Below are 25953 nucleotides of genomic sequence, written 5' to 3' on the forward strand. Positions count from 1 at the left end.
CGGACCACCTGACTGCGCCCTAGCGAGACGTGGATGGAATAAGCTTCAAATTATGAATTTGCCACAGCTTTATCCACACTCCCCCGGCCGAAACCATAATCCCGTCAATCGGAACGGGAGTGCCTTTGACAATGGAGAATACCACCAATCTCGACCTGCCATACATCATGCCTTCGCAGGCACAAAAGCATGTCACCCACAACGAGGCGCTGTCTATCCTTGACGCAGTGATCCATCTTTCGGTTCGCGATCGCGATCTGACAGAGCCTTTTGGAGAAGAGGAGGATGGCGAACGATACATTGTTGCCGCAGGGGCCACAGGCGCATGGCTGGGTTGGGACGGCGCGATTGCAGCGCGCATCGACGGAGCGTGGCAGCGCATCAACCCCGGCGTCGGCTGGATCGCCTGGGTGGAGGACGAGGCGAGATTCGTTTGCCGGACCAACGGCGAATGGCTCGATCTTGGCGAAACGCTTGCAACGCTGCAAAATATGGAACTGTTCGGTCTCGGCACCACCGCCGATGTGGTCAATCCGTTCGCAGCAAAACTCAACAAGGCGTTGTGGTCCGCCCGCTATTCTGGCGAAGGCGGCGATGGCAACCTGCGCTACACCATGAACAAGGAAGGGCCTCCGGGCGTCCTGTCGTTGCTTATGCAGTCCGGTTGGTCGGGCCGGGCAGAGATCGGCCTGGTCGGCGACGATGATCTTTCCATCAAGACTTCGCCGGACGGCTCGACCTGGAAAGAGGCGCTTCGCCTCGACCGCACGAGCGGAAAAGCGTCGTTTCCCCAAACGCCGGCTTTTGCCGCCCTTGGCGGCTTGACCGGCGCAAACGGCGCGTTCGTGCGCTTCACCGGCTCCAATTCGGCGGTCATGCAGCCGATTTTGGGTGCTGTCTCACAGACCGGCGGCCTACCCACGGGCGCGATGATTGAGAGCGGCTTGAATTCCAACGGCGCATATATCAGGTGGGCGGACGGGACTCAAATCTGCAGCCTGGCCGGTTCAATTAACCCCACGATGGCAACAGCCTCCGGCGCACTATTCTCCAACGACGAAGCCGGCCAATATGTGTGGACTTTCCCCGCTGCGTTCGTCGCTGCTCCCACCATGAGTTCCGGCGTAAGTAGGGCGACTTTTGATTCCCGACGCATCTTCATCACCTACAATGGCGACAACCCAGTCACCACTACCCAAGCGAAGCTGTCATTTGCTTCCACGACATCGGCGGGATCTCTTGGGCTTCGACTACATACGGTCGCATTCGGAAGGTGGTTCTAGTGAGAATTTCATTATGTCCAGTACGGCGCGACGAGAAGCTTTCCGTAGTCAAAGCCGGTGAACTTCTTACTATCAATGGTGACGAGATCGACCTGTCGACCTTGCCCGAAGGCGCCTCTTTGCCAGCGGTCGCGGCCAGCAACCCGTGGATGATCGGCGATGTGCAGCGCGTCGGCGGCGAGCTTCATCTCACATTGCTCTTGCCGCATGGACCGAACCCGAGTGCCGAAGTCGCCTTTCCTGCGACCCTCAACAATCCGCCCGACGGCGAGATCAACCTTCCTCGTGATAAAATGGAGGCGTGAGCGATGTCTCAAATCGACTGGTCGCAGATGGTGACCGCAAACATGAAAGCCGAGCAGGCACGCAAGGAGGCGGCTGCGCGCCTGGATGGCGCTGTTCAGGACCATCTGGACAAAGAGGCGCGCGCCCACGGGTACCGGGATAGTTCGACCCTCACCTCATACTCCGGCTCCGCCGTATCGAAATGGCGGGCAGAAGCAGGGGCCTTCATCGCTTGGCGTGACAGTGTTTGGCTTGCTGTCCAAAGCACAGCAAAGCGAGAGATCATGCCTGAGCTGGACTCTCTCATAGCAGCGCTGCCCGCGATGGCGTGGCCTTCACAAGCCTGATACCTGGTCAGTCCTGAGGTTTGCCGTAGAAGTCGAGGTACCAATCCACAAAACGGCGAACGCCTACGTTCACCGGCGTTGCCGGCTTGTAGCCAAGCTGGGAGACAAGATCGCTCACATCGGCAAATGTGTCGGGCACATCACCGGGCTGCAACGGCAGAAGCTTTCTTTCCGCCTTGCGGCCCAACGCCTCTTCCAGGGCAGAGATGTATTCGCTCAGCCGGACGGGATTGTTGTTGCCGATGTTATAGATGCGAAACGGCGCACGGCTCGATGCGGGATCCGGATTGTCGCCATCCCAGTCCGGGTTGGGCTTGGCGACGGCATCACTGGCGCGGATCACACCTTCGGCAATGTCCTCGACATAAGTGAAGTCGCGCGTGTGATTGCCATTGTTGAAGACAGAGATCGGCTTGCCTTCGAGAATGGCTTTCGTGAACAGAAAAAGGGCCATGTCCGGTCGGCCCCACGGCCCGTAAACGGTGAAGAAGCGCAATCCCGTCGTCGGCAGGTTGAAAAGATTCGAATAGCTATGCGCCATCAATTCGTTGGCGCGCTTGGTGGCGGCATAAAACTGCAGCGGATGATCGGCGATGCCATGCTCGTTGAACGGCATTTTTGTATTCGCACCATAAACGCTTGAGGTGGACGCGTAGGTCAGGTGCCCAACGCCAGTGTGGCGGCAAGCCTCCAGAATGTTGGTGAAGGCAATGATGTTGCTCTCAACATAGGAATGCGGATTTTCCAGGCTGTAGCGAACGCCAGCTTGTGCGGCCAGGTTGATGACGCGATCGAATTTGTTGTCAGCGAAGCACTTTTCGACCGCCGCCCGATCAGCAAGATTGGCGCGGACGAAACTGTAACTGCCACCCTGATTTCCCGCGGCTTCTTCAAGAAGTGCGAGGCGCGCCTCCTTCAGCTTCGGGTCGTAATAGTCGTTGACCATATCAAAGCCGACAACGTCGTCGCCTCGCTCGATCAGCCTTCGTGCGACATGGAAACCGATGAAGCCGGCGTTGCCGGTAACAAGAACCCTCATGGGGCGCAGCTCCTTTGCTCAGTTATGCGGATGGGTAGTGCGAGCCGAACAGTCGATGGTGTTAGCCCTGTCCGCACAGAAGCCGTTCACATTCAGCGGTGTTGATTGTCTAGGCCGGTCGCCTGAATTCCCTTCATGCAACGGGCTTGGGGCGAGAGGGAGGTTTTCTTGCAACCTTGCCGTCCAGTTCGAAATCACTGCTTGCCGACGCCATGACGGGGCCTACTGGCGAGTATTCCGGCACGATATGGTTGAGAAGCTCTACAGCGCGCACCTGATCCTCGTTGGCAATCGCACCCTCCAACACGGCAAGCGTCTTGTGCAGCACATCCTTGTCGATGACACGCGGCGATGCCACGAAATAGGGTACATCCGGGTCTTTCTGGTTGACCTCGGACGGATCGAAAAGTTCTTCGTAGAGCTTCTCGCCGGGGCGTAGACCGGTAAAGACGATTTCGATATCTGCATGCGGCCTGAAGCCGGCCAACTGGATCATCCGCTCGGCCAGATCGATGATCTTCACCGGCTTTCCCATGTCCAGAACCATGATGTCGCCTCGCCTGCTGCCGATGTGCGCGGCAGACGCGTTGAGCACCAGACAGACGGCTTCCGGGATGGTCATGAAAAACCGCACGATCTCGGGATGGGTCACCGTGACAGGGCCACCAGCGATGATCTGTTTCTGGAAGCGCGGCACGACCGAACCGTTCGAGCCCAGGACGTTGCCGAAGCGTACGGTCGTGAACAAGGTCGACTGCGACGTGACGTCCAGGGCCTGGCAATAGGCCTCCGCTGCGCGCTTGGTGGCGCCCATGACATTGGTCGGGTTCACCGCCTTGTCGGTCGAGATCATGACGAAATGCTCGACGCCATGACGCACCGCTGCATCGGCTACGTTGCGCGTGCCGAGGAGATTGGTCTTGATGCCTTCGATGGCGTTGTTTTCCACCATCGGTACATGCTTCAACGCGGCGGCGTGAAAAACGAGCTGGGGATGGAAGCGCGCAAAGACGCTCGCCACCCGGCCGCGGTCGCGGACGTTCACCAGCGCCGTCACTACGTTGAGATTCGGATAATTCTCGCGAATTTCCATGTCCAGCTTGTAAAGATGGAACTCGGAGTTGTCGGTCAGGATCAGCATTTCCGGCCGATATTCCGCGATCTGGCGGCACAGTTCCGAGCCGATCGAACCGCCTGCGCCGGTAACAAGGACAACCCTGCCGCTGACCATGCGCGCCACGCCTTCAAGATCGGCGGTGATTTCGGGGCGGCCAAGCAGATCGCCCAGGTCGATGGTTTTCGGCTGCAGGATCGACTGGCTGGTCAGAAGCGAGGTTTCCCTGAAGTCGGGGATGCGAGAGGCCTTGATACGCATACGCCCGCACTTTTCCACCACCTCGGCCAGATGCTGGCGGTCGGGCTGCATTTCGGTGTCGATCAGCTCCGAAACAACGATCCCCTTTTTCTTCAAGCGCATCACGATCGATTCGAACTGGGTGAAATCGCCGAGTACCTTGACGCCTTGCACGATGCGGGCCTGATTAAGCACCTTGTCGTCGAGGACACCGACAATATTGAACTCGCTCGCGGCTCCCCGCCGGTTTGCGCGGATGAAACTTTCCGCATTATCGGTCAGGCCGTACAGCAAAACATCGTGCACTTTCCTCGGCGGCGATGCTTCCGAACTACGCAGCGAAAAGAAGGAGTGCTCCATCGCCAGGCGATAGCTGAGGCGCGTCAAGGACAAGCCTATGACGAGGTAGACGAAGGTGAGCACCGGTACCGAGCGAGGCACATTCATGCCGCGCGATGTAAGGAACGCGGCCATAGTGTAGGCCACAACCGATGCCAGGCTTACCTTGAGGATCGTGAAGATGTCCGGGATCGAGACATAGCGCCACGAGCCCCTGTGCATGGAAAACAGCCAGAAAAACAACAGGAAGATCCCCGAGAACGCGAGGGTCTTCTCTTCAAGCTCAGGCACCGTGTAGAAGAGCCTGCTTCCGAAGACCGTAAAGTAAGCGAGGAATAGCGCAGCGCCAGCCGATAGAACGTCAAGCAGTGAGCCACCGAGCCGCCAGAGCCGGGTCCCATTGAGGACGTCACCTAGCACCATCTGATTCCCGAACTCCTTCGTTGCATTTCTATATCTGCAACGCGCTCGCATCAATGAAGACTATTCGCGACTGGTCCCGTTCCGCGAGAAGCGAACCGGGAAATGCCATTCAGGTTAAAATTCAGCCACCAAAACCAGCACCCGTAGCGGCTGGCGAGTCTCGTCAAAAGCCGGGAATCGATCCCCTCTCGACTTCATGCTTCGATCACTTTTGCGGCAACAGCGTGGCGAGCCACGAGGGAAGCCGAGGGCAAACTAGCTGGCCTCGCGCATTGCCTCAGCGGCCTGCAAGTCGACCGAAACAAGTTGGCTGACGCCTTGCTCGGCCATGGTCACGCCGAACAGGCGGTCCATGCGCGCCATGGTAATGGGGTTATGGGTTATGACGACAAAGCGCGTTTCCGTAGACGCCGCCATCTCGTCCATCAGGTTGCAGAAGCGTTCGACATTGTGATCATCGAGCGGCGCATCGACTTCGTCGAGCACGCAGATCGGCGCCGGATTGGTCAGGAACACCGCGAAGATCAGCGACATCGCCGTCAACGCCTGCTCGCCGCCGGATAGCAGCGTCATCGTTTGCGGCTTCTTGCCCGGCGGGCGGGCGAGGATTTCCAGCCCCGCTTCAAGCGGATCTTCCGATTCGATCAATTGCAATTCGGCGGTGCCGCCACCGAAGAGATGTGAAAACAGCCTCTGGAAATGACCGTTAACGACATCGAAGGCGGCGAGCAGGCGCTCGCGTCCTTCGCGGTTCAGGCTCTGGATGGCCTGTCTCAGCTTGCGGATCGCCTCGATGATGTCTTCGCGCTCGGACACAATCGCTTCAAGCCGCTCGGATAGTTCCTTCTGCTCTTCCTCGGCGCGAAGGTTGACCGCGCCTAGACGCTCACGCTCGATCTTGAGCCGTTCCAGCGTGCGCTCGATTTCACCCATGTCCGGCATCGGGCTGTCTGCTTCCAGGCCGGTGTGCTTGATGACCAGATGCGGCGGGGTGTTCAGCGCTTCCTGGATACGGGCTTCGACCTCTTGCCGGCGATCGTCGGCAGCGGTCAGCCTCTCCTCGGCGCGGGCGCGGGCCTCACGCGCTTCGGCCAACCCCTGGATCGCAGCGGTCGCTGCCTTGTCGAGTTCGGTCTGCCTGTTTTCCGCGTCCTGCAAACGGTCGCTGGCAGCCATTCGCAGCGCCTCGGCCTCGGAAAGCTGTGTCAGCAAGGCGCGACGGCGGGCGTCGAGCTCATCTGGAGCATCGGCCAGCTTCTCCCGCTCCTCCATCGCCTCGGCCTTGCGCTCGCCGAGAGCCGCGATCTGGGCGGATGCGTTCTCTGCCCGCATCAACCAGTTGCGACGTTCGCCTTCGATGGCCTGCAGCCGGCGGGTGCGGGCCTCAGCTTCGCGGCTAAGCCCGTCATGCACGGCACGGGCATCGGCAAGTGCCGCCCTGTCACCGGAGACGTGCGATGCAGCCTGTTCAAGTCGCGACTGGAGATCACCGAGGTCCGGAGCCTCGCGCAGCAGGGATTCTGCTTCCGCAAATACCGCTGCTGATTCTTCATGTTCTTCCACCACCCTTGCGCGGGCATCGGAGAGAGCATCGCGTCGACTGGACAATTCACCTGCCGCCCGTTCGGCAGCGGCGAGCGCGGTCTTGGCGCCATCCAGCCCCTGCTGGGCTTCGCGCAGGGCTTGCCTTGCAGAACGCTCAGACTCGGTACTCTGGCGAATTGTCGCCTCCGCCCGGGCAAGCGTCTCTTCAGCGGCGCGCACGATACGTGTCGCGGCCACCGCCTCAGCGTCCAGTTCGGCAAGCCTATTCTTCTGAGCAAGGCGCATGGCGGCTGCGGTTGGAGCATCCGCGCTCGCGGTCAGGCCGTCCCAGCGCCACAACGCACCATCCCGGCTGACCAGCCGCTGACCGGGGGCGAGTAACGATTGCAGGCGCGCACCATCGGCCGCTTCGACGATGCCCACCTGCGCCAACCTGCGCGCCAACTGCTGCGGTGCGCGCACCACACTTGCAAGACTGCGCACCCCTGCGGGAAGCGCAGGATCGCCAGCCTGCGGCTCGCTGCCGCCCCAATGGACGGGCGCGCTGCGCTCCAAAGGCACGTCGAGGTCTTCACCAAGAGCCGCGCCTAGCGCCGTCTCGAAGCCGCGTTCGACATTCAACTGCTCAAGCACCGCCGGAAAAAGGTCGCCGCTTGCCGCGTTGAGTATCTTTGCCAATGTGCGCGCTTCAGTCTCGATACGCCCCAGTTCAGCCTTTGCATCCTGCAACGGGCCACGCGCCTGGCCCTCAGCATCCCGAGCCTCCGTGACCGCCTGCTCGGCTGCCTCAACCGCAGCCTCAGCCTCTTCGAGCAAACCGGTGGCCTGCTCGACCACCTCCCGCTTTTCCGCTGGATCAGCCAACCCCGAGATACGGGCACCGATCTCGGACAGCTCGCGATCCATCTCGGCAAGCTGGCGGGCAAAGCGGTCGCGGCGCTCGCCGGTCTCACGCAAAGTCCGCTCGACCTGATTGCGCGATGCTGCGGCGTCGGCACGCTCCGCCGTCAGCGCTGCAAGCTTGCCTTCGCTGGCAGCGAGCGTAGCCGCAGCCTGTTCGAACGCCGACCGCGTTACCGCTTCACGCTCGGCGGCATTGGCGTTTCCCGAGTTCAGCCCGGCTTCTTCTTCCGCCAGGCGTTCCAGAACATCGGCATTGTCGCGCACCATGCGCTCCTCGCGCACGATGTCGGCATCGAGCTGTTCCAGCCTGCGGTCGAGCTCGGACTGGCGCGAGCGAATACGCCCCGCTTCCTCCTCGATCTGCGACTTGGCGATGGAAAGCCGTTGGAATACCGCAGCGGCAGCAGCTTCCGCCTCGCGCAGTTCAGGCAGCTTGTGCGCACCTACGGCCTGATCCTTGGCAGCGTTCATCTGGACTGCGGCCCGTTCGCCAACCAGAGAGGTTGCTACTGCGAGCGCAGAGCGCGCCTCGCCTTCCTGGGTCTTGGCCAACGTCCAGCGAAGATGCAGCAAGGTGGCCTCGGCCTTGCGGATATCCGCCGAAAGGTTCTTGAAGCGGGACGCCTGCCGCGCCTGCCGCTTGAGGTTTTCGATCTGGCCTTCCAGTTCGCCTACGACGTCGTCCAGCCGTTCAAGATTCTGCTCGGCGGCCTTGAGCCGCAACTCCGCTTCGTGGCGACGGGTATGCAGGCCGGAAATACCGGCTGCTTCTTCAAGCAAAGCCCGCCGGGCCTGCGGCTTGGCCTGGATCAGCTCACCAATGCGGCCCTGCCCGACCATAGACGGCGAACGAGCGCCGGTCGACTGGTCGGCGAACAGGAGTTGCACATCCTTGGCGCGCGCCTCCTTGCCGTTGATGCGATAGACCGATCCCGCTTCGCGCTCGATGCGGCGCGACACCTGCAGTTCGTCGGCGTCGTTGAAAGCGGAGGGCGCGGTTCGGTCGGCATTGTCGAGGAACAGCGTGACTTCCGCGGTATTCCGAGCCGGACGCGTGTTCGAGCCGGAAAAGATCACATCGTCCATGCCGGACGCGCGCATGTTCTTGTACGAGCTTTCGCCCATCACCCAGCGCAGCGCCTCGACAAGGTTCGACTTGCCGCAGCCATTCGGTCCGACAATACCCGTGAGACCGCGCTCGATGACGAACTCGCCGGGCTCTACGAAAGACTTGAAGCCGAGAAGACGCAGGCGCGAAAACTTCATGCGCGCCTCATGCCGGAACGAACGCCGAAGCGGAACCGCTCCGGCGTTGCCGAAACTTTAGACGAGAGGGTCGATGATTGCCGACATTTCCTCAATCGACAGCGCGCCTTTGTAGGTTTTCCCATTGATAAAGAAGGTCGGTGTCGAGTCGACCTTGAATTCGTCTGCGCCCCGCTTCTGGACGGCTCTCACTTGTTCAAGAAGGGCTTGGTCCGTCAAGCAGGCGTTGAAGCTCTCCTGTGTAAAACCGGCCAGCTTGGAAAGCTGGAACATCGCGTCCTTGACGTTTTCCGCCGCAGCCCAGCTCTGCTGCTGCTTGAACAGCACATCGACCATCGGGAAATAGTTGTCGCCGGCGCAACGCGCCAGCATGAAACCGGCTTCTGCGCGCGGATCGAACGGGAATTCCCGGAAAATGAAGCGGACCTTGCCGCTGTCGATGTACTTGGACTTCAATTCCGGAAAGGTAGTCTCGGCAAAATGCGCGCAGTGCGGGCAGGTCATCGAAGCGTATTCGACGATGGTGACCTTGGCGTCTTCCTTGCCGAGCACCTTGTCGGGCAGCGCGCCGGGCTTCAGCAACGCCGCCATGTCCACGTCGCCAGCCGATGCCGGGGCAGCAGCGGCGGGCGCGGCAGGTGCGGCTGGCGCCATTGCATCAGTCGAAGTCGAAGCGGCCGGCTTGGCGTCCGTCGCCTTGGCCTCCTCGCCGGAGTCGCTGCAAGCCGAAAGCAGCACGGCTGCCGGCACTGCGGCCAATGAGGTCAGTACGGTTCTGCGAGACAAGGCACGGATCATGCGAATCACCTGATTTTGGTTGAATTTTGCAACGCAAAGGCACGGAAAAGCGAGAGTTGGCGCGAATTAAGGCATTGCCATCCCCAATCCAATCGCCAAATCCCGCGCCTTCGATCACGAAAACGCGAGCATTCACTTCTTGCGGCCCAAAACCGTCGCTCCAAGCTGCTCAAGAGAAGCACGAAGTCCGTCATCCTCAATACGCTCTACAGTCTTGGCCAGCTTGGTTTTCTCGGGTTCGGACAGGGACCGCAGCGTCGGCATCTCGCGCCGCCTGCCCGAAGTCAATGGTTTCTGGACTATTTTGATGCGACCAATCGCCATGAAGCCCAGGAAGGCGTTGGCCTTGCCGATGATTTCGCCGGTCTGGTGCTGCAGATGAAGCGCCGCCATGCCTTCGCACGCGATAACCAGCGTCGCCGGCTCGAACGGATCGTCCTCATGCATGCGGCGCGGCCACTGGATCTTTTCGGGGCGCGAACTGGCAGCCAGCCTCGCACCCACGATTTCTTCCCACGATTGCACGAGGCCAGTCGAGATGCCGGCGCGCTTGCGCAGCACCGGGTCAAGGATATCGGTTGCCAGGTCGCTGACCGGAACGGGATTGCCCGAAGGCCGTTTCCCTGCCATGTGCGTTCTCCAGCGACGATGTTCAAAGACGTTCAGCACAAAAGCCAACGCTCGATAAATGGCACCGCATAATCCAAGCCGCAAGCCTGCGTCCGCGAATGGTGGCGACCTATCCGCCCGGCTGCTCGCCTGGTACGACGCCCATCACCGCGACTTGCCATGGCGCGTGGCCCCGCGCGACCTCGCAAGCGGCACGAAACCCGACCCGTACCGCATCTGGCTTTCCGAGGTCATGCTGCAACAAACCACCGTCGAGGCGGTGAAATCCTACTTCGCCGCCTTCACCGCCAAGTGGCCGACCGTGTCGGCACTGGCCAGCGCGGATACCGACGATGTCATGAAGGCCTGGGCGGGGCTCGGTTATTATTCCCGCGCCCGCAACCTCAAGGCATGCGCCAACTTCATCGCTGGCAACGGCGGTCAATTCCCGGACAGCGAGGAGGGCTTGCGCGCGCTGCCCGGCGTTGGCCCCTATACCGCGGCGGCCATTGCCGCGATCGCCTTTAATCAGCCCGCTGCCGTAGTCGATGGCAATGTCGAGCGCGTCGTTACTCGCCTGCTTTCCATCGCAACGCCCCTGCCGCAGGCGAAAGGCGAAATCCGGTCCCATGTCGAGCGCATGGTCCCATCCGAACGCCCGGGCGATTTCGCGCAGGCTATGATGGACCTTGGCGCAACGATCTGCACACCGCGCAAGCCGAAATGCATGCTTTGCCCGCTGCGCGAGGATTGCAGCGCGATCCGCGCCGGCGATCCGGAATTTTATCCTGTTCGCCTGGCCAAGCCGGCCAAGCCTCTGCGCCGGGGTGCAGCGTTCGTCGCGGTCAGGAAGGATGGGGCGATCCTGCTCCGCAAGCGGCCCGACAAGGGCCTGCTCGGCGGCATGAGCGAGGTGCCGACGACCGGATGGACGGCGCGCGTTGACGGCGAGACGTCGGCGCAGGCCGCGCCATTTTCCGCCGCCTGGCAGCGCGCGGGCAGCATCTCGCACGTCTTCACCCATTTCGCGCTCGAACTTGACGTCTACCGGGCCGAAGCCAATGGCGACACGCCGAGCGGTTGCTTCTGGTCGCAACCGGCCGAAATTTCGGGCGAGGCACTGCCCACCGTCATGAAAAAGGCCATCGAGGCGGCCATTCCCGGCGCGACCAGAAAGCAAAGGCACTGACAGAATGGAAATCCGCCATATCGTCTTCGACATCGGCAAGGTGCTCGTCCACTACGACCCCGACATTCCGTTCAGCCGGCTCATTCCAGACCCCGCCGAGCGCCAGTGGTTCTTCGACAATGTCTGCACCAGCGCATGGAACATCGAGCAGGATCGCGGCCGCAAATGGGAAGATGCAGAGGCATTGCTGATCGCCGAACATCCGGACCACGCCGAAAACATCCGCAACTTCCGCCGCCACTGGCACGAGATGGTGCCCTACGCCTATGACGACAGCGTCATACTTCTCGACCGGCTGCTTGATGCAGGCCATGACGTGACGCTTTTGACCAATTGGGCGGCCGACACGTTTTCAGAAGCGCGCAGCCGGTTCCCGTTTCTGGAAAGACCGCGCGGCGTCACCGTGTCGGGTGAGATCGGAATGATCAAGCCGGAGCGCGGTATCTACGATCATCACGTAGCGAGCTTCGGCATCGATCCGGCGCATGCACTTTTCATCGACGACAGCCAGAAGAACGTCGACGGGGCCAGGGCCGCAGGCTGGCAAGCGGTGCTCTTCACCGATGCGGCAACGCTGGAAGCCGATCTCAGCCGAATGAATATTGCGGCTTGAATTGAAGCAGTTCGCTCAAGGCGTTCAAAAACTGATTCAGCAGCTTCATCCGCTGAATCAACCAACAGAGATGAACTACGCCCCTGCCCGCTCCATGCCGAGCCTTGCGATACGGCGTAGCTCATCGATCGGGGTCAGGCCGCCGGCACGCTCGTAGTGCCAGAAGGTCCAGCCGTTGCACGCGTCCAGGCCTTGCACCTGCGCACCGACCTTGTGGATCGAACCCGCGTTCTCGCCGATCGCAAGAGTTCCGTCGGCACGCACCTTGGCAGCAAAACGGCGCTTGGCGTCATAGAGCGTCGCACCGGGCGTCATCAAGCCGGTATCGAGCAGGCTGACGAAGGCCACTCGCGGCTCGGCGCGCTTGCCTGAAAGCACCGTCAGGTCATCGCTTTCCAGAGGCTTCACCGACGCAATGCGTTCATTGGCGGCATCGATATATGCCTGCTCACGTTCGATGCCGACGAAATGGCGGCCGAGGCGCTTGGCAACAGCTCCCGTCGTGCCAGAGCCGAAGAATGGGTCCAGCACCACGTCACCCGGCTTGGTCGAGGCCATCATGATACGGGCCAAAAGCGCTTCCGGTTTCTGCGTCGGATGCAACTTGTCGCCATTGTCGTTCTTCAGGCGCTCGTTGCCCGTGCAGATCGGGAACAGCCAATCGGAGCGCATCTGCACATCGTCGTTGGAGGCCTTCATCGCTTCATAGTTGAAGGTGTAGCCCTTCGCCTTCTGGTCGCGCGAAGCCCAGATCATGGTCTCGTGTGCATTCTGGAAGCGGCGGCCGCGGAAGTTCGGCATGGGGTTGGTCTTGCGCCAGACGACGTCGTTCAGGATCCAGAAGCCGAGGTCCTGCATCTTGGCGCCGACCCGGAAGATGTTGTGATAGGAGCCGATAACCCAGATGGTCCCGTTCGGCTTCAACACGCGCCGTGCCGCAAGAAGCCATGCGCGTGTGAAGGCATCGTAAGCCTCGAAGCTTTCGAACTGGTCCCAGTCATCGTCAACGGCATCGACCTTGGATTGGTCAGGCCGGTGGAGGTCGCCGTCGAGCTGGAGGTTGTAGGGCGGATCGGCGAAAATCACGTCGATCGACTTTTCCGGCAGGCGGTCGAGCGCCGCCACGCAGTCGCCCTTGAGTATCGTATCCAGCCACTCGGATTTTTGAGGAGCATGCGAAAGTTCGTCGAGACGACGGACTGCTGACATTTTGACACCCAAGACACGTTACTGTTTACCCGCTGTTATGGTTACCGATCAGCGTAAATATTCAGTGAAGTGGGTGCGTGATTTGCGAACGAGCGCCCTTTGGTGTATGCCCCGCCCCGCTCGGGCACTACCGGGCCTCCCCTTCCCCAGCCTTGCCGGATCGACATGAACCAGCCCGACCTCGTAATTTTTGACTGTGACGGCGTGCTCGTCGATTCCGAAATCCTTGCCGCGCGCGTCGAAGCCGAATTGCTTACCGAGGCCGGTTTCGAGATATCAGCCGAGGAATTGTCGGAAACCTATGCCGGCCTGACTTTCAAGGACATCCTGCTCAGCATCGAGCAAAGGGCGGGTATTCCGCTGCAAGCCTCGCTGATCGACAAGGCCGAGGACCTTGTCGACCGCCGTCTGCGCCAGGACGTACGCGCCATCGAAGGCGTGCACGAAGCAGTCGCGCAAGTAGCGACCAAGCGCTGCATCTGCTCCAACTCGCGCGCCGACCGCATCGAGTTCATGCTGAACAAGACACGGCTGTTGCCGCTATTCGAAGGCCGCATCTTTTCCGCGCTGGACACGCCGAGCGGCAAGACCAAGCCAGCGCCGGACGTCTTCCTCCATGCGGCCGCGACGCTCGGCGCCGATCCAGCCCGCACATTCGTCATCGAAGATTCCGTGCATGGTGTTGCCGGCGCTCGCGCCGCGGGCATGCGCGTCATCGGCTTTACAGGCGCCTCGCACAGCTATCCCGGCCACGCCGACGCCCTGACCGAAGCCGGAGCGGAAACCGTCATTCGCCGCTGGGCCGAACTGAAAAGCGTGCTTTCAGCGCTGTCCGAGTGGTCGGAGAACGCTTAACTGCGTCCACATAGCTGGAGCACAGCCTTGTGCGGCGTGAAACGCGCCGTCACTCAACCAACGGCGTCGCCTAGCGCGGAATATCCGATATCGAGGTCTGGGAAGCAGCGGGTTGCTGCGCAGCAGGTGCAGCGGCAGTCGATGCCGGTTTCTTCACCACCTTCTTCGCGACCCTGGCTGGTTTCGCGGCAGCCTTCGGCGGGCCTTCGTCATAGCCGACGAACACCTGGTAGTTCTTCGCCGTGGGCACCGGCACGCTGACATTGGGGTCGTTGAAGACAAACTGGGTTGCCGTCGAGGTGTCGGCAAGCTGCACCTTGTACTGGTGAAGCTGGGAATAGAGGACCTGATCGCCCAAAGTTACGGCAACGCGGATCGGCATCGTAACCGTGCCGGCCTTTGCGAGCGGTCCCGGCACCACCCTGCCCGCGGCTGCGACATTCATCGTCAGCATGCCGTTGGCGTTGGTGCAGTTGCGCGTGACATTGTCGATCGCCGCCTGGTAAATCAGCTTCGACTGTTCGTCCTGGCCGCCGCTGGCGTAATTGTTGAAAAAGGCGGTGCCCTCGCGAAGGGTTACATTCGGGCAGTAAGACCTGAGTTCGCTGGCCAGCACGGTGGCTTCAGCCTGGGGGTCAGGTTGTGTCGGAACCTGCTTATCGCCCATGCCAAGAAACCCGCTGCCGCCTGATTGGCATCCGGCGACGGCAAACATAAAGCCAGACAACGCCAACCCGGTAAAAAAGCGACGACCCGACATACCAACTGCCATGAACTGCACTTCCCTCTCACAACGCTGGTGTCCTATAGCAACCCGGCGGCGAAAATGCGACTGACGAAAGCAACAAATCCACACGACCGAAACAACGGAAGTCCGAACGATGCAATATGTGAGCACCCGCGGAGAAGCACCTCAACTCGGCTTTTCGGATGCGATCCTAACCGGTCTCGCCCGCGACGGCGGGCTCTACGTCCCGTCTGACTGGCCGCAGTTCTCCCCTGCGGACATTCGCGCCATGCGCGGGCTCGCCTATCCCGACCTCGCAATCCGTGTCTTGACGCCCTTCCTCGGCGGTGAAGTCGCCCAACCGGTGTTCGAACGCCTGGTGCGCGAAGCCTATGCCACGTTCCGGCATCAGGCCGTCTGCCCGCTGGTTCAGATCGCGCCAAACACCTTCGTGCTGGAACTCTTCCACGGCCCGACGCTTGCCTTCAAGGACGTGGCGATGCAACTGCTTGCCCGCCTGATGGACCATGTCCTTGCCGAACGCGGCCAACGCGCGACCATCGTCGGCGCCACATCAGGCGATACGGGTGGCGCGGCCATCGACGCCTTCGCCGGTCGTGACCGCACCGACATCTTCATCCTGTTTCCCAATGGCCGGGTCTCGCCGGTCCAGCAGCGGCAGATGACGACGTCCAAGGCGTCCAACGTCCACGCGCTCGCCATCGAAGGCAATTTCGACGACTGCCAGGGGCTATTGAAAGACCTTTTCAACGATCACGGTTTTCGCGACCGGGTTTCCTTGTCGGGCGTCAACTCGATCAACTGGGCCAGGATCATGGCGCAGATCGTCTATTTCTTCTCCTCGGCGCTGTCACTCGGCGCACCGGACCGCGTCGTTTCCTTCACCGTTCCCACCGGCAATTTCGGCGACATCTTCGCCGGCTATGCCGCCAAGAAGATGGGCCTGCCCATTGAGCGGCTCCAGATTGCCACTAACGACAACGATATTCTGGCGCGTACGCTGGCGAGCGGCGAATACCGCATGCAGGGCGTCGTTGCGACGACGTCGCCTTCGATGGATATCCAGATATCGTCCAATTTCGAGCGGCTCCTGTTCGAAGCATCCGGCCGCAACGCAGCGACCGTCAGAGGCTACATGGCGAGCCTCAAGCAATCCGGCGCGTTTACCATCGAGGCAGGCGAGTTGGCCAAAATTCGTGCCGAATTCGACGCCGGCCGCGCGACCATGGCAGAAACGGCCGAAACCATCCGGTCAACGCTTGAAACCAGCAACTACCTGCTCGATCCACATACGGCAACGGCGGTGCGCGTGGCTGCAAACAGCAAAGCCAGCGCCGCGCCAAGGATTGTTCTTGGAACCGCCCATCCGGCCAAGTTCCCGGCCGCAGTCGAAGCTGCGTGCGGCGTCTCGCCCCAATTGCCGTCCTGGCTTGCCGGATTGACGACTTCGGAAGAGAAATACACAGTGCTTCCCTCCGACAAGAAAATGTTGGAAGATTACATAAGCCGTCACGCTAGGGCGGTGGTCTAGGGAGTTTTTGTTATATGGGTGTTGAGGTAAGCCGTCTGTCGAACGGCCTGACAGTCGCCACCGAAACCCTTCCAAGCATCGAATCCGTCGCTTTAGGCGCCTGGGTAAAATCCGGGGCCCGCAACGAACGCGACGACGAGCATGGAATGGCTCACCTGCTTGAACACATGGCGTTCAAGGGTACCAACAAGCGAAGCGCATTCCAGATCGCTTCCGACATCGAAAATGTCGGCGGAGAGATCAACGCGGCGACCAGCGTGGAAACCACTTCGTTCTACGCCAGGGTGCTTTCGGACGACGTGCCGCTGGCGGTGGATATACTTGCCGACATTTTGCAGGATTCTACCTTCGATCCAGACGAGCTTGCGCGCGAGCAGCACGTCATCCTGCAGGAAATCGGTGCCGCCCACGACACCCCGGACGACATCGTCTTCGACCGCTTCACCGAAACGGCTTTCCGTCACCAGACCCTCGGCCGCTCCATCCTCGGCACGCCGGAAACGGTGCAATCCTTTACGTCCAAGCAGTTGCACGACTTCATGGAACGCCAATACGGCGCCGACCGCATGGTTCTCGTGGCAGCAGGAGATATCAAGCACGACGACTTCGTGCGCCAGGTCGAAGACAAGCTCGGCGGCTTCCGCCCCCACGCGGAAAGCGTCACGCCGCAATATGCGCAGTATGTCGGCGGCGACTTCCGCGAAGACCGCGACCTGATGGATGCGCAGATCGTGCTGGGTTTCGAAGGCCGCGCCTACCATGTGCGCGACTTCTACGCCTCGCAGGTGCTGTCCATGATCCTCGGCGGCGGCATGTCGTCCCGCCTGTTCCAGGAAGTGCGCGAGAAGCGCGGCCTCTGCTATTCGGTCTATGCCTTCCACTGGGGCTTTTCCGACACCGGAATTTTCGGCGTGCATGCAGCCACCGGCCAAAGCAACATCGGCGAACTGGTGCCGGTGATTGCCAACGAACTGCAGAAGGCCGGCGAAGAGATCTTCCAGGAAGAACTGGATCGTGCGCGGGCACAGTACCGGGCCGGCCTCATCATGTCGGCGGAAAGCCCGGCAAGCCGCGCCTCGCAGATCGCCCGTCAGCTTCTGCTGTTCGGCAGGCCCATTCCCAAGGAAGAGCTGATGGAGCGCCTTCAGGCGCTGACCGTCGGCAGGCTTACCGATCTTTCGGCACGGCTCTTTTCCACCAAACCGACACTGACCGCAGTCGGCCCCGTGGGAACGCTCGCGCCATACGAAGCGATCCTCGACGTGCTGCCGAACGCCGGCGCTCCAGCACGGCGCATTGCCGTATAAACCATTGTGTTCGCGCTCCCTTTCTTCCGCCGCGACCTGCCGGCGCTGAAAGGCGAGAAGGTAATCCTGCGCTTCCCACTGGCAAACGACTATCGGGAGTGGGCTGCGCTACGCGGTGATAGCCGTGCCTTTCTCGAGCGGTGGGAGCCACGCTGGACGCCGGACGAACTGGACCGTACCGCGTGGCGTCACAGGATCGGCCGATACCGCGAGGACTATGCCCAGGGCGTGGCCATAGCCCTCTTCATTGTGGAAAAGACGAGCGGCAAGCTGGTCGGCGGCATTACACTGGGCAATATTCGGCATGGTGTCTGCCAAAGTGCCCATATTGGCTATTGGATGGGCGAACGCTATGCCGGGCGCGGTCTGATGACGGATTCGGTAAATGTGCTGGTGCGGTTCGCTTTCGATACGCTAAAGTTGCACCGGGTCGAAGCGGCCTGTATTCCCGACAATGCCCGCTCGATCCGTGTGCTTGAAAAAGCCGGATTCCAGCGCGAAGGACTTTTGCGATCCTATCTCAGGATCAATGGCTCCTGGCAGGACCACTATCTATACGCCCGGATCGTGGACGATCCGCCGGGTGCGCGAACAAAGGACTGATTTTTGACGACATTTCCGCGAATCAGGTCGCTGCTCGCCTTCTTTCTTGCAGCTCTGGTCACCATTGGCTCGGTCAGCTCGTCTTTTGCGATCGAGCCGATCAAGATTGCGCGTGACGATGTGGCGCTCGACCTTTCCGGCGCGGTTGAAATCTATCGCAACCAGGGTGAAAATTTTCAGGTCTCGACCGCTCCCGGCCCCGACGGCATCGTCCGGCGCATCGAGGTGGAGAGTAACGACAAGCGTTCCACCGGCGACTGGGCGGTGTTTGCGCTGGCCAACACCACCGACCAGCAGATCGACCGCCTGATCGTCGCGCCACACTTTCGGCTGGTCAACTCCGGCCTGTTCTGGCCCGATCTCGGTTCGACGCGCATTGCCGCCATCACGCCCAGCGAAGGTTTTGCCCTCGACCGGCAGGCAAGTCCCGACGCCGACGTGTTCCGGGTCACGCTGAACCCCGGCGCAGTCGTCACATTCGTCGCCGATCTCGCCTCGCCAAAACTGCCGCAGGTCTATCTGTGGGAGCCGGAAGCCTACAAGGATTCCGTCAATTCCTACACGCTCTATCGCGGCATCGTCATCGGCATCGCCGGCCTTCTGGCGCTGTTCCTTACCATCCTGTTCGTGGTCAAGGGCACCTCGATGTTTCCGGCAACGGCGGCCCTTTCCTGGGCGGTTCTGGCCTATATCTGCGTGGATTTCGGTTTCCTCAGCAAGATCATCGAGATGTCGCCGGGCAACGAGCAATTGTGGCGAGCGGGCACGGAGGTGGGCCTCGCCGCGACCTTCGTTGTGTTCCTGTTCGCCTATCTCAATCTCAACCGCTGGCACGGCCATTTCAGCTACGGCGCGCTGGTCTGGGTGCTGGGTCTGGCGCTGATCGCCGGCATCGCCATTATCGATCCCGCCGTGGCCGCCGGTATTGCCAGACTGTCCTTCGCCGCAACCGCGCTGACCGGCATCGGTCTCATCATCATGCTCGGCATACGCGGCTACGACCGCGCCATCATGCTGGTGCCAAGCTGGGTCATGGTGCTTCTGTGGCTCACCGGCTCATGGATGGCGGTCAACGGCCTGCTCGACAACGATATCGTGCAGCCGGCGCTTGGTGGCGGCCTGATCCTCATCATCCTGCTCATCGGCTTCACCGTCATGCAGCACGCGTTTGCCGGCGGCGCGCTGCATCAGGGGCTGTTCTCGGACATCGAGCGGCAGGCACTGGCGGTCATCGGCTCGGGCGACATCGTCTGGGACTGGGACGTTCTGCGCGACCGCGTCGTCACCCGTCCCGATGTCAGCCTGCAACTTGGCCTCGCACCCAACAGCCTTGGCGGCCCAGCCCGCAACTGGCTGCCGGTTTTGCACGCCGACGACCGAGACACCTTCCGCACCACGTTGGACATCGTGCTTGAGCATCGGCGCGGCCGCGTCTCACAAAGCTTCCGCCTGCGAGGCGCCGACGGCCACTACCACTGGTTTGCGCTGCGCGCCCGCCCGGTCATCGGCTCCGACGGCGAAGTGATCCGCTGCGTTGGCACCATGGTCGATGTGACAGAGCAGAAGAAGGCCGAGGAGCGCCTGCTGCACGACGCCGTGCATGACAATTTGACCGGCTTGCCCAATCGCGAATTGTTCATGAACCGCCTGGAAGCGGTGATCTCGATTGCTCGAACCGAGGAAAAGGTCCGGCCGACCGTGTTCGTGATCGACATCGACCGCTTCAAGCAGGTCAATGACGGGCTCGGAATTTCGGCCGGCGACACCATCCTGCTCACCATTGCCCGGCGCCTGCACCGCCTGCTTAAGCCCAAGGATTCGCTGTCGCGCTTCGCTGGCGACCAGTTCGCCCTCATGCTGTTGTCGGAACAGGACCCGGCCCGCATTGCGGCTGTGGCCGAAGCGATCAAGCAGGCCATCAGCGCGCCGATCACTTTTGCCAAGCGTGAAATCGTGCTCACCGCCTCGATGGGCCTCATCACCTGGACGTCCGAGCAAACCGCAGCGGAAGACATGGTCAAGGACGCCGAGCTTGCCCTTCATCAGGCAAAGCGCTTCGGCGGCGACCGGATCGAGCCGTTCCGGCCCGCCTTCCGTACTGTCGGCACCGACAAGCTGCAATTCGAGTCCGATCTGAGGCGTGCGATCGAACGGCGGGAATTTACCCTTGCCTATCAGCCCATCGTGCGGCTGGAAGACAACAGTATCGCCGGCTTCGAGGCCCTGTTGCGCTGGGATCACCCAAGGCGAGGCATGATCCCGCCGGGCGACTTCATTCCCGTCGCCGAGAATTGCGGCTTGATCGTCCAGCTTGGCCTGTTTGCCATGCAGCGCGCAGCCGAAGACCTCGCGTCATGGCAAAAGCAGATCAGCGACGCTCCCCTCTCGGTTTCCGTCAATCTGTCTAGCCGGCAACTGATCCGCCGCGACCTGGTCAGCGACGTTCGTTCCATCATCGCGCGTGCCAATCTCAAGGCTCGCTGCTTCCGGCTGGAACTTACGGAATCGCTGGTGATGGACAATCCCGAGCAGGCGGCCCATGTCCTCAACAAGTTGAAGCGCCTTGGCATCGGCCTGTCACTGGACGATTTCGGTACCGGCTATTCGTCGCTTTCCTACCTCACGCGCTTTCCCTTCGACACCATCAAGATCGACAAGAGCTTCGTCGATGACACGACGCCGAAGCGCGCCATGCTCATCAAGTCGATGGTCAACATGGCGCATGAACTGGGCCTGTCGGTGGTGGCGGAAGGCATTTCCGATCAAAGCGATGCGTTGGAACTGCGCCAGATCGGCTGCGAATACGTCCAGAGCTTCATGTTCGGCGCGCCTGTAGCAGGCGACCAGGTACTGAAGATGCTGAAGGAACAGTACCCGCTGGAGCAAGCTTAGAGCGCTCCGCGAAGCAGAGCGCCCGAAGGTCGCGGCTCAGGCGTGGCCGGCGGCAGAGCTCAGATGGGCAATATCGATGCCGATCGCGGCAAGGATGCGGTCGTATTTGCTTTCTATATCGGGATCGAACAGCAACTCCGGCGTCGCCGGGCAGGTCAACCAGCCGTTCTGGGCAATTTCGCTTTCCAGTTGGCCTGCGCCCCAGCCCGAATAGCCCAGCGCCATCAGCGCGCGGCGTGGCCCTCGACCAGTAGAAATGGCCCTCAGAATATCAACCGTAGCGGTCAGGCAAACCTCGTCGGACACATTCAGGGAAGATTCGACACGGTAGTCGCCGGAATGCAGGACGAACCCGCGGCTGCGATCGACCGGCCCGCCATTGCGAACGATGAAGTCGCGAGCGGGCGGCGGCAAGCGGATCGCTTCCTGCTCGTCCATGATGCCGAGCTGGACCAGAAGATCCGGAAAAAGCATCTGCTGGGTCTGGTTGATGATCAGCCCCATGGCGCCTTCGTCGCTATGCGCGCACACGTAGATGACCGAGCGCGCAAAGCGGTTGTCCTTCATGCCGGGCATGGCAATGAGGAACTGGTCATCAAGAAAGCCGCCGCCTGCGGGCTTGCCATTGTTGCGCAACAAATCCATGACGCAAGGGTAGCGCGTTTCCCTCACATGTAAAAGATGCACCAAAGTAAGCTGCAAACTATTTGGGCCAGCCCTGCGTGCGCTGGGTAACGCAAAAATGATGCGCGTCATGTGCGAAAATCGGTTGCTTCAACGTCCCGCAATGATCAATTCAGGCCTCATGCGAAGCTTCGTCCTGTTGGCGTCCGCCATCTTTGTCCTCAGCGCCGCTGCCGCGCCTGCAAACGCCTCATCATCCGACTGGCACGACAGCGAGGGCGGCAAGGTGCGTCTTGTCACCACAGGCAAGCCTGATGTGCAAGGCAAGCTGCAAGGCGCTCTGGAAATCGCACTCAAGCCGGGCTGGAAAACCTATTGGCGCGATCCGGGCGACAGCGGCGTTCCTCCCCAGATCGGCGTCGAGCGCAGCAGCAATGTGGCCAAAGCCGTGTTGGCCTATCCTGCCCCCCAACGTCATGACGATGGCTATAGCAAGTGGGCGGGCTACGACTATCCCGTCACCTTGCCCGTCTCGTTCACGGTTCCCTCTCCCGGCGAGCCCGTGAAGATCGAAGCCGATGTCCTGCTTGGCATCTGCGAAACGATCTGCATTCCGGTTCAAGCGAAATTCACGATCGATCCGGCTACAGGCTCCGACGATCAGGCGGATGCGACGGTGGTGAAGGCGGCGCTATCTGCCCTGCCGGCGGCTGCTCAAGCCGATTTCGGCATCAATGTCCTGCCAGGCGACCAGGAAACACTGGTTGTGGAGGCCAAGGTCCCGGGCGACGGCACTGCATCAGACTTTTTCGTCGCCGGCGAACAGGGCTATATGTTCGGCACGCCGGTCAAAGCCATGAAATCCGGCAAGACCGTCTTTACCGTGCCGATCCTTGACCGCCCCTCCGAAGTCCCGACGGGCGAAGGCCTGTTCTACACGCTGACTGATGGCGGGTCCTCAGTTTCCGGCATGCTGCGCTACCCATGAAACTCAACATTGCCTTGACGATTGCCGACCTGCAGCCAACGGGCTACAGCGTTTCATATCTGGACTAGAAAGCTCAATTTCTCCGGCGCCGAGCCACCTTCCCATGAATTTGCGACAAGCGAGGACTGCAATGACGATTTCCGTTGGCGACAAGCTGCCCGAAGCAACCTTCAAGACAATGACTGAGGACGGCGCGAAAAGCCTGACGACAGCGGACATCTTCGCCGGCAAGAAAGTCGTTCTCTTCGGTGTGCCCGGTGCCTTCACGCCAACCTGCAGCAACAATCATCTTCCCGGTTACCTTGAGAACCATGATGCCATCCTCGCGCGTGGCGTGGATGCGATCGCCGTAGTTGCGGTCAACGACCATCATGTCATGGGCGCCTGGGCCCGTTTCACCGGCGGCGAAGGCAAGATTGTTTATCTCGCCGACGGCAATGGGCAGTTCACCAAGGCGGCGGGACTCGATGCCGACATGTCCGGTGGTGGCATGGGTTTGCGTTCGAGGCGGTTTTCGATGATCGTCGATGACGGTCGGGTTACGGCGATAAACGTCGAAGGATCGCCCGGTCAGGCGGTGGAATCGGGCGCTTCCCGCATTCTCGAGCAACTTTGAGGCATTCAACCGGGTTTCGCTGCGGCCAGCTCAATAGCTTTGTAACGAGCGTTTCGGTTTCCTCGGCGCTGGAGCGGTCGCCTTGCCGCTCGGTGCCGACGTGGCCGCTAGCTTCACCGGCCCCTTTTTGAAGGGCGCCATTCCGGCGCGGGCGAGTTCGTCCGCGCGTTCGTTCTCCGGGTGGCCGGCATGGCCCTTCACCCAGTGCCACGTCACCTTGTGGCGCTTGCGCGCTTCGTCCAACGCCTGCCAAAGCTCGACGTTCTTGACCGGCTTGTTATCGGCCGTCTTCCAGCCGCGCCGCTTCCAGCCGTCTATCCAGCTTGAAATGCCGTCCTTGACGTAGCTGGAATCCGTATGCAGATCGACGGCGCAGGGTTCCTTCAGCGCATTCAGCGCGGAGATTGCCGCCATCAATTCCATGCGGTTGTTGGTGGTCAGGGCCTCACCGCCAGAAAGTTCCCGGGTCGCCCCGTTGAAGCGCAGGATCGCGCCCCACCCCCCTGGGCCGGGGTTGCCGGAACATGCTCCGTCGGTGAAAATCTCGACGTTCTTCACGCTATGCCCTCAGCCCATATTCGGCCGCCGAAGCGACATGGCGATGGAAGCGCATGCGGCGCAGATATTCCAGCGGGTCCTTCTTCACCACAAGGCTCCCCTGAGGCGTGTTCAGCCAGTCATAGAGCCTGGTCAGCATGAAGCGCAGCGCCGAACCACGCGCCAGTATCGGCAGCGCTGCGGCCTCTTCCTGCGACAAGGGACGCACCGCCGTATAGCCGCCAAGCAGGGCCATGCCCTTGGTGAGATTAAAGGAATTGTCCTTTTCGAAACACCAGGCATTGAGGCAGACAGCGACGTCATAGGCCAACAGATCGGTGCAGGCGAAATAGAAATCGATCAGCCCCGACAGCCGCTTGCCGAGGAAGAAGACGTTGTCCGGGAAAAGATCGGCATGGATGACGCCGACCGGCAAGCTGGACGGCCAATTGACCTCGAAGTCGGCGAGATCGGCCTCGACTTCGTCAGCCAGGCCGGGTTCCACTTCATCGGCGCGATCACGCGCCTTTTCCCACAAAGGTCGCCAGCCATCCACTGTGAGGCCGTTCTTGCGCCGGAGCGCAAAGTCCTGTCCGGCCAGATGCATCGCGGCAAGGGCTGCTCCAACTTCACGACAATGCTCAACCGTTGGCCGCCGCATCCACATACCTTCGAGGAAAGTGACGATCGCGGCAGGGCGTCCAGCCAGTTCCCCGATGATTTCGCCGTCGCTGCGCTTGACCGGCAAAGGGCAGCGAATGCCCTTGTCGGAAAGATGCTGCATCAGCCCAAGAAAGAAGGGCAGATCGTCGCGATTTACCCGCTTCTCGTAAAGCGTCAGGATGTAGGCCGCGCTGGTGGCATGGAGCAGGAAGTTCGAGTTTTCGACGCCTTCGGCGATGCCCTTGTAGGAGAGCAATTCGCCGATGTCGTATCTGGCGATGAACGCCGATAACTCGACTTCGGAAATGTCGGTATAGACCGCCATCGGCTAGCGGGTCCCGTTGACGAAAGCCATGTCGGCCTTGGTCAATTCGACATCGCGCAGAACGCGCATCACCGGGAAATCCTCCGTCTCCGTTGCCGTTATCGCGAGTTCGACGGATACGTCGAAACGTGCGCGAAATGCGTCGATGATCTCGTCGACGATGATCTCCGGAGCCGATGCGCCAGCTGAAAGTCCAAGCGTCGAAATGCCCTCGATCTCTTGCCACGGAATGTCCGTCGCGCGCTGTACGAGAAGCGACATGCGCGCGCCGGCCCGTTCCGCGACCTCGACCAGGCGACGCGAGTTGGACGAATTGGGAGCACCAACCACAAGATAAAGATCGGCACCCGAAGCCGTCTCTTTCACAGCCTCCTGCCGGTTCGTGGTAGCGTAGCAGATCGATTCCGCGGCAGGCGCCTGCAAAGCGGGAAAACGCTCCTGCAACGCCTCGATAACATGAGCCGTGTCCTCGACCGACAACGTCGTCTGCGTAACGAAACCGAGCGCATCGGGATCAGCCGGCTCGAAACTTCGCGCATCGTCCGCCGTTTCGACCAGGGTCACCGCCCCGTCCGGTAACTGGCCCATTGTGCCGATCACTTCCGGATGTCCGGCATGACCGATCAACAGCACATGGCGGCCGAGGCGCTGGTGGCGCATGGCCTGCTTGTGAACCTTCGAAACCAGCGGACAAGTGGCGTCGAGATAAAACAGGTTTCGCGCCACCGCATCGGCTGGAACAGACTTCGGCACGCCGTGAGCGGAAAACACCACAGGGCAATGATGATGCCCGTCGGGGATTTCGGAAAGCTCTTCGATGAAGACCGCGCCAAGGTTTTGCAGCCCCTCGACCACATAGCGATTATGCACGATCTCGTGGCGCACATAGACGGGGGCACCGTACTTCTTCAAGGCAAGCACGACGATCTGGATCGCCCGATCGACGCCGGCGCAAAAGCCGCGTGGCTGGCAAAGCCTGATTGTCAGCGGTGGCTTGGTCTCGGTCACGTCGGTCTCGGCAAGTCTCTTCTGCAGCATGAATTCCGTATCATCTGTGATGCC

At 61.0% G+C, this 25953-nt stretch carries 23 protein-coding genes; 12 read left to right on the plus strand and 11 right to left on the minus strand.

Annotated elements, in window-relative coordinates:
- The first annotated feature begins 131 nt into the window (after positions 1 to 131).
- Genes ACODTY_RS07115 through ACODTY_RS07125 form a run of 3 tightly spaced genes read left to right on the plus strand, consistent with a single transcriptional unit; the run spans position 132 to position 1915 of the window.
- Positions 132 to 1283 carry a DUF2793 domain-containing protein gene (locus ACODTY_RS07115; RefSeq protein WP_488993595.1) on the plus strand — a complete coding sequence of 384 codons (1152 nt, stop codon included), beginning with the start codon at positions 132 to 134 and terminating at the stop codon, positions 1281 to 1283.
- Positions 1283 to 1588 (plus strand): hypothetical protein, encoded by a 306-nt coding sequence (locus ACODTY_RS07120; protein ID WP_488993711.1) that lies wholly within the window; start codon positions 1283 to 1285, stop codon positions 1586 to 1588. The genes ACODTY_RS07115 and ACODTY_RS07120 overlap by 1 nt, the downstream gene beginning before the upstream one ends.
- 3 nt (positions 1589 to 1591) lie before the next feature.
- A complete protein-coding gene (locus ACODTY_RS07125; RefSeq protein ID WP_488993596.1) occupies positions 1592 to 1915 on the plus strand; it encodes a hypothetical protein in 324 nt (107 codons plus the stop codon).
- A gap of 7 nt (positions 1916 to 1922) precedes the next feature.
- Here the strand turns inward: ACODTY_RS07125 and ACODTY_RS07130 are convergent, their stop codons facing one another.
- The 5 genes from ACODTY_RS07130 to ACODTY_RS07150 all read right to left on the minus strand — a co-directional run bounded on the left by ACODTY_RS07130 (position 1923) and on the right by ACODTY_RS07150 (position 10212).
- Positions 1923 to 2954, minus strand: coding sequence for an NAD-dependent epimerase (locus ACODTY_RS07130; protein ID WP_488993597.1), 1032 nt, complete (start codon positions 2952 to 2954; stop codon positions 1923 to 1925).
- A gap of 133 nt (positions 2955 to 3087) precedes the next feature.
- The gene (locus ACODTY_RS07135) at positions 3088 to 5070 is read right to left on the minus strand and encodes a polysaccharide biosynthesis protein (RefSeq protein ID WP_488993598.1); all 1983 of its coding nucleotides are present in this window, start codon (positions 5068 to 5070) and stop codon (positions 3088 to 3090) included.
- Positions 5071 to 5325: 255 nt separating this feature from the next.
- Positions 5326 to 8784, minus strand: a complete 3459-nt coding sequence (gene smc / locus ACODTY_RS07140; protein ID WP_488993599.1) for a chromosome segregation protein SMC — start codon at positions 8782 to 8784, stop codon at positions 5326 to 5328.
- Positions 8785 to 8841: 57 nt separating this feature from the next.
- Positions 8842 to 9582, minus strand: coding sequence for a DsbA family protein (locus tag ACODTY_RS07145; protein WP_488993600.1), 741 nt, complete (start codon positions 9580 to 9582; stop codon positions 8842 to 8844).
- 132 nt (positions 9583 to 9714) lie between these two features.
- A complete protein-coding gene (locus ACODTY_RS07150; RefSeq protein ID WP_488993601.1) occupies positions 9715 to 10212 on the minus strand; it encodes a DUF721 domain-containing protein in 498 nt (165 codons plus the stop codon).
- A 58-nt stretch (positions 10213 to 10270) separates the two neighbouring features.
- Between ACODTY_RS07150 and mutY the strand changes: the two genes are divergently transcribed.
- Together mutY and ACODTY_RS07160 are read left to right on the plus strand one after the other, a co-directional pair.
- A complete protein-coding gene (mutY, locus tag ACODTY_RS07155; protein WP_488993602.1) occupies positions 10271 to 11380 on the plus strand; it encodes an A/G-specific adenine glycosylase in 1110 nt (369 codons plus the stop codon).
- A gap of 4 nt (positions 11381 to 11384) precedes the next feature.
- Complete coding sequence (locus ACODTY_RS07160; RefSeq protein WP_488993603.1) at positions 11385 to 11993, plus strand: HAD family hydrolase; 609 nt, start codon at positions 11385 to 11387, stop codon at positions 11991 to 11993.
- A 75-nt stretch (positions 11994 to 12068) separates the two neighbouring features.
- On the opposite strand, the gene ACODTY_RS07165 is transcribed toward ACODTY_RS07160, so the two are convergent.
- Positions 12069 to 13202, minus strand: a complete 1134-nt coding sequence (locus tag ACODTY_RS07165) for a site-specific DNA-methyltransferase (RefSeq protein ID WP_488993604.1) — start codon at positions 13200 to 13202, stop codon at positions 12069 to 12071.
- A gap of 165 nt (positions 13203 to 13367) precedes the next feature.
- Here ACODTY_RS07165 and ACODTY_RS07170 point away from each other — a divergent pair, with 165 nt between their 5' ends.
- Positions 13368 to 14057 (plus strand): HAD family hydrolase, encoded by a 690-nt coding sequence (locus ACODTY_RS07170; protein WP_488993605.1) that lies wholly within the window; start codon positions 13368 to 13370, stop codon positions 14055 to 14057.
- Positions 14058 to 14127: 70 nt separating this feature from the next.
- On the opposite strand, the gene ACODTY_RS07175 is transcribed toward ACODTY_RS07170, so the two are convergent.
- Positions 14128 to 14724, minus strand: coding sequence for a hypothetical protein (locus tag ACODTY_RS07175; RefSeq protein WP_488993606.1), 597 nt, complete (start codon positions 14722 to 14724; stop codon positions 14128 to 14130).
- Positions 14725 to 14938: 214 nt separating this feature from the next.
- Between ACODTY_RS07175 and thrC the strand changes: the two genes are divergently transcribed.
- The 4 genes from thrC to ACODTY_RS07195 are packed head-to-tail and all read left to right on the plus strand — an operon-like array spanning position 14939 to position 21138.
- Complete coding sequence (thrC, locus tag ACODTY_RS07180; protein ID WP_488993607.1) at positions 14939 to 16336, plus strand: threonine synthase; 1398 nt, start codon at positions 14939 to 14941, stop codon at positions 16334 to 16336.
- A 14-nt stretch (positions 16337 to 16350) separates the two neighbouring features.
- Entirely contained in the window at positions 16351 to 17643 is a 1293-nt protein-coding gene (locus ACODTY_RS07185; RefSeq protein WP_488993608.1) for a M16 family metallopeptidase, read from the plus strand.
- A 6-nt stretch (positions 17644 to 17649) separates the two neighbouring features.
- On the plus strand, positions 17650 to 18246 hold the full coding sequence (locus tag ACODTY_RS07190) for a GNAT family N-acetyltransferase (RefSeq protein ID WP_488993609.1): 597 nt from the start codon (positions 17650 to 17652) through the stop codon (positions 18244 to 18246).
- Between the two features lie 3 nt (positions 18247 to 18249).
- Positions 18250 to 21138 (plus strand): EAL domain-containing protein, encoded by a 2889-nt coding sequence (locus ACODTY_RS07195; RefSeq protein ID WP_488993610.1) that lies wholly within the window; start codon positions 18250 to 18252, stop codon positions 21136 to 21138.
- Between the two features lie 36 nt (positions 21139 to 21174).
- Here ACODTY_RS07195 and ACODTY_RS07200 read toward each other — a convergent pair whose 3' ends face one another.
- Positions 21175 to 21783 carry a YqgE/AlgH family protein gene (locus ACODTY_RS07200; RefSeq protein ID WP_488993611.1) on the minus strand — a complete coding sequence of 203 codons (609 nt, stop codon included), beginning with the start codon at positions 21781 to 21783 and terminating at the stop codon, positions 21175 to 21177.
- Between the two features lie 142 nt (positions 21784 to 21925).
- Between ACODTY_RS07200 and ACODTY_RS07205 the strand changes: the two genes are divergently transcribed.
- Positions 21926 to 22750 carry a protein-disulfide reductase DsbD domain-containing protein gene (locus ACODTY_RS07205; RefSeq protein ID WP_488993612.1) on the plus strand — a complete coding sequence of 275 codons (825 nt, stop codon included), beginning with the start codon at positions 21926 to 21928 and terminating at the stop codon, positions 22748 to 22750.
- A 130-nt stretch (positions 22751 to 22880) separates the two neighbouring features.
- On the plus strand, positions 22881 to 23366 hold the full coding sequence (locus ACODTY_RS07210; RefSeq protein ID WP_488993613.1) for a peroxiredoxin: 486 nt from the start codon (positions 22881 to 22883) through the stop codon (positions 23364 to 23366).
- Between the two features lie 30 nt (positions 23367 to 23396).
- On the opposite strand, the gene rnhA is transcribed toward ACODTY_RS07210, so the two are convergent.
- Genes rnhA through ispH form a run of 3 tightly spaced genes read right to left on the minus strand, consistent with a single transcriptional unit; the run spans position 23397 to position 25929 of the window.
- Positions 23397 to 23924: a ribonuclease HI gene (gene rnhA, locus ACODTY_RS07215; RefSeq protein WP_488993614.1), complete on the minus strand. Its 528-nt coding sequence runs from the start codon at positions 23922 to 23924 to the stop codon at positions 23397 to 23399.
- Between the two features lies 1 nt (position 23925).
- The gene (locus tag ACODTY_RS07220; RefSeq protein WP_488993615.1) at positions 23926 to 24891 is read right to left on the minus strand and encodes a homoserine kinase; all 966 of its coding nucleotides are present in this window, start codon (positions 24889 to 24891) and stop codon (positions 23926 to 23928) included.
- A gap of 3 nt (positions 24892 to 24894) precedes the next feature.
- Positions 24895 to 25929, minus strand: a complete 1035-nt coding sequence (gene ispH, locus ACODTY_RS07225; RefSeq protein ID WP_488993712.1) for a 4-hydroxy-3-methylbut-2-enyl diphosphate reductase — start codon at positions 25927 to 25929, stop codon at positions 24895 to 24897.
- Positions 25930 to 25953 lie beyond the last annotated feature (24 nt).

Source organism: Mesorhizobium sp. FG116, from assembly GCF_057809835.1.

Coding starts and splice junctions, on each gene's coding strand:
- ispH (WP_488993712.1), bottom strand. CDS start 25,929: ATGCTGCAGAAGAGACTTGCCGAGACCGACGTGACCGAGACCAAGCCA.
- ACODTY_RS07125 (WP_488993596.1), top strand. CDS start 1,592: ATGTCTCAAATCGACTGGTCGCAGATGGTGACCGCAAACATGAAAGCC.
- ACODTY_RS07205 (WP_488993612.1), top strand. CDS start 21,926: ATGATCAATTCAGGCCTCATGCGAAGCTTCGTCCTGTTGGCGTCCGCC.
- mutY (WP_488993602.1), top strand. CDS start 10,271: ATGGCACCGCATAATCCAAGCCGCAAGCCTGCGTCCGCGAATGGTGGC.
- ACODTY_RS07220 (WP_488993615.1), bottom strand. CDS start 24,891: ATGGCGGTCTATACCGACATTTCCGAAGTCGAGTTATCGGCGTTCATC.
- ACODTY_RS07135 (WP_488993598.1), bottom strand. CDS start 5,070: ATGGTGCTAGGTGACGTCCTCAATGGGACCCGGCTCTGGCGGCTCGGT.
- ACODTY_RS07165 (WP_488993604.1), bottom strand. CDS start 13,202: ATGTCAGCAGTCCGTCGTCTCGACGAACTTTCGCATGCTCCTCAAAAA.
- ACODTY_RS07175 (WP_488993606.1), bottom strand. CDS start 14,724: ATGGGCGATAAGCAGGTTCCGACACAACCTGACCCCCAGGCTGAAGCC.
- smc (WP_488993599.1), bottom strand. CDS start 8,784: ATGAAGTTTTCGCGCCTGCGTCTTCTCGGCTTCAAGTCTTTCGTAGAG.
- thrC (WP_488993607.1), top strand. CDS start 14,939: ATGCAATATGTGAGCACCCGCGGAGAAGCACCTCAACTCGGCTTTTCG.
- ACODTY_RS07145 (WP_488993600.1), bottom strand. CDS start 9,582: ATGATCCGTGCCTTGTCTCGCAGAACCGTACTGACCTCATTGGCCGCA.
- ACODTY_RS07115 (WP_488993595.1), top strand. CDS start 132: ATGGAGAATACCACCAATCTCGACCTGCCATACATCATGCCTTCGCAG.
- ACODTY_RS07170 (WP_488993605.1), top strand. CDS start 13,368: ATGAACCAGCCCGACCTCGTAATTTTTGACTGTGACGGCGTGCTCGTC.
- ACODTY_RS07200 (WP_488993611.1), bottom strand. CDS start 21,783: ATGGATTTGTTGCGCAACAATGGCAAGCCCGCAGGCGGCGGCTTTCTT.
- ACODTY_RS07130 (WP_488993597.1), bottom strand. CDS start 2,954: ATGAGGGTTCTTGTTACCGGCAACGCCGGCTTCATCGGTTTCCATGTC.
- ACODTY_RS07150 (WP_488993601.1), bottom strand. CDS start 10,212: ATGGCAGGGAAACGGCCTTCGGGCAATCCCGTTCCGGTCAGCGACCTG.
- ACODTY_RS07160 (WP_488993603.1), top strand. CDS start 11,385: ATGGAAATCCGCCATATCGTCTTCGACATCGGCAAGGTGCTCGTCCAC.
- ACODTY_RS07185 (WP_488993608.1), top strand. CDS start 16,351: ATGGGTGTTGAGGTAAGCCGTCTGTCGAACGGCCTGACAGTCGCCACC.
- ACODTY_RS07210 (WP_488993613.1), top strand. CDS start 22,881: ATGACGATTTCCGTTGGCGACAAGCTGCCCGAAGCAACCTTCAAGACA.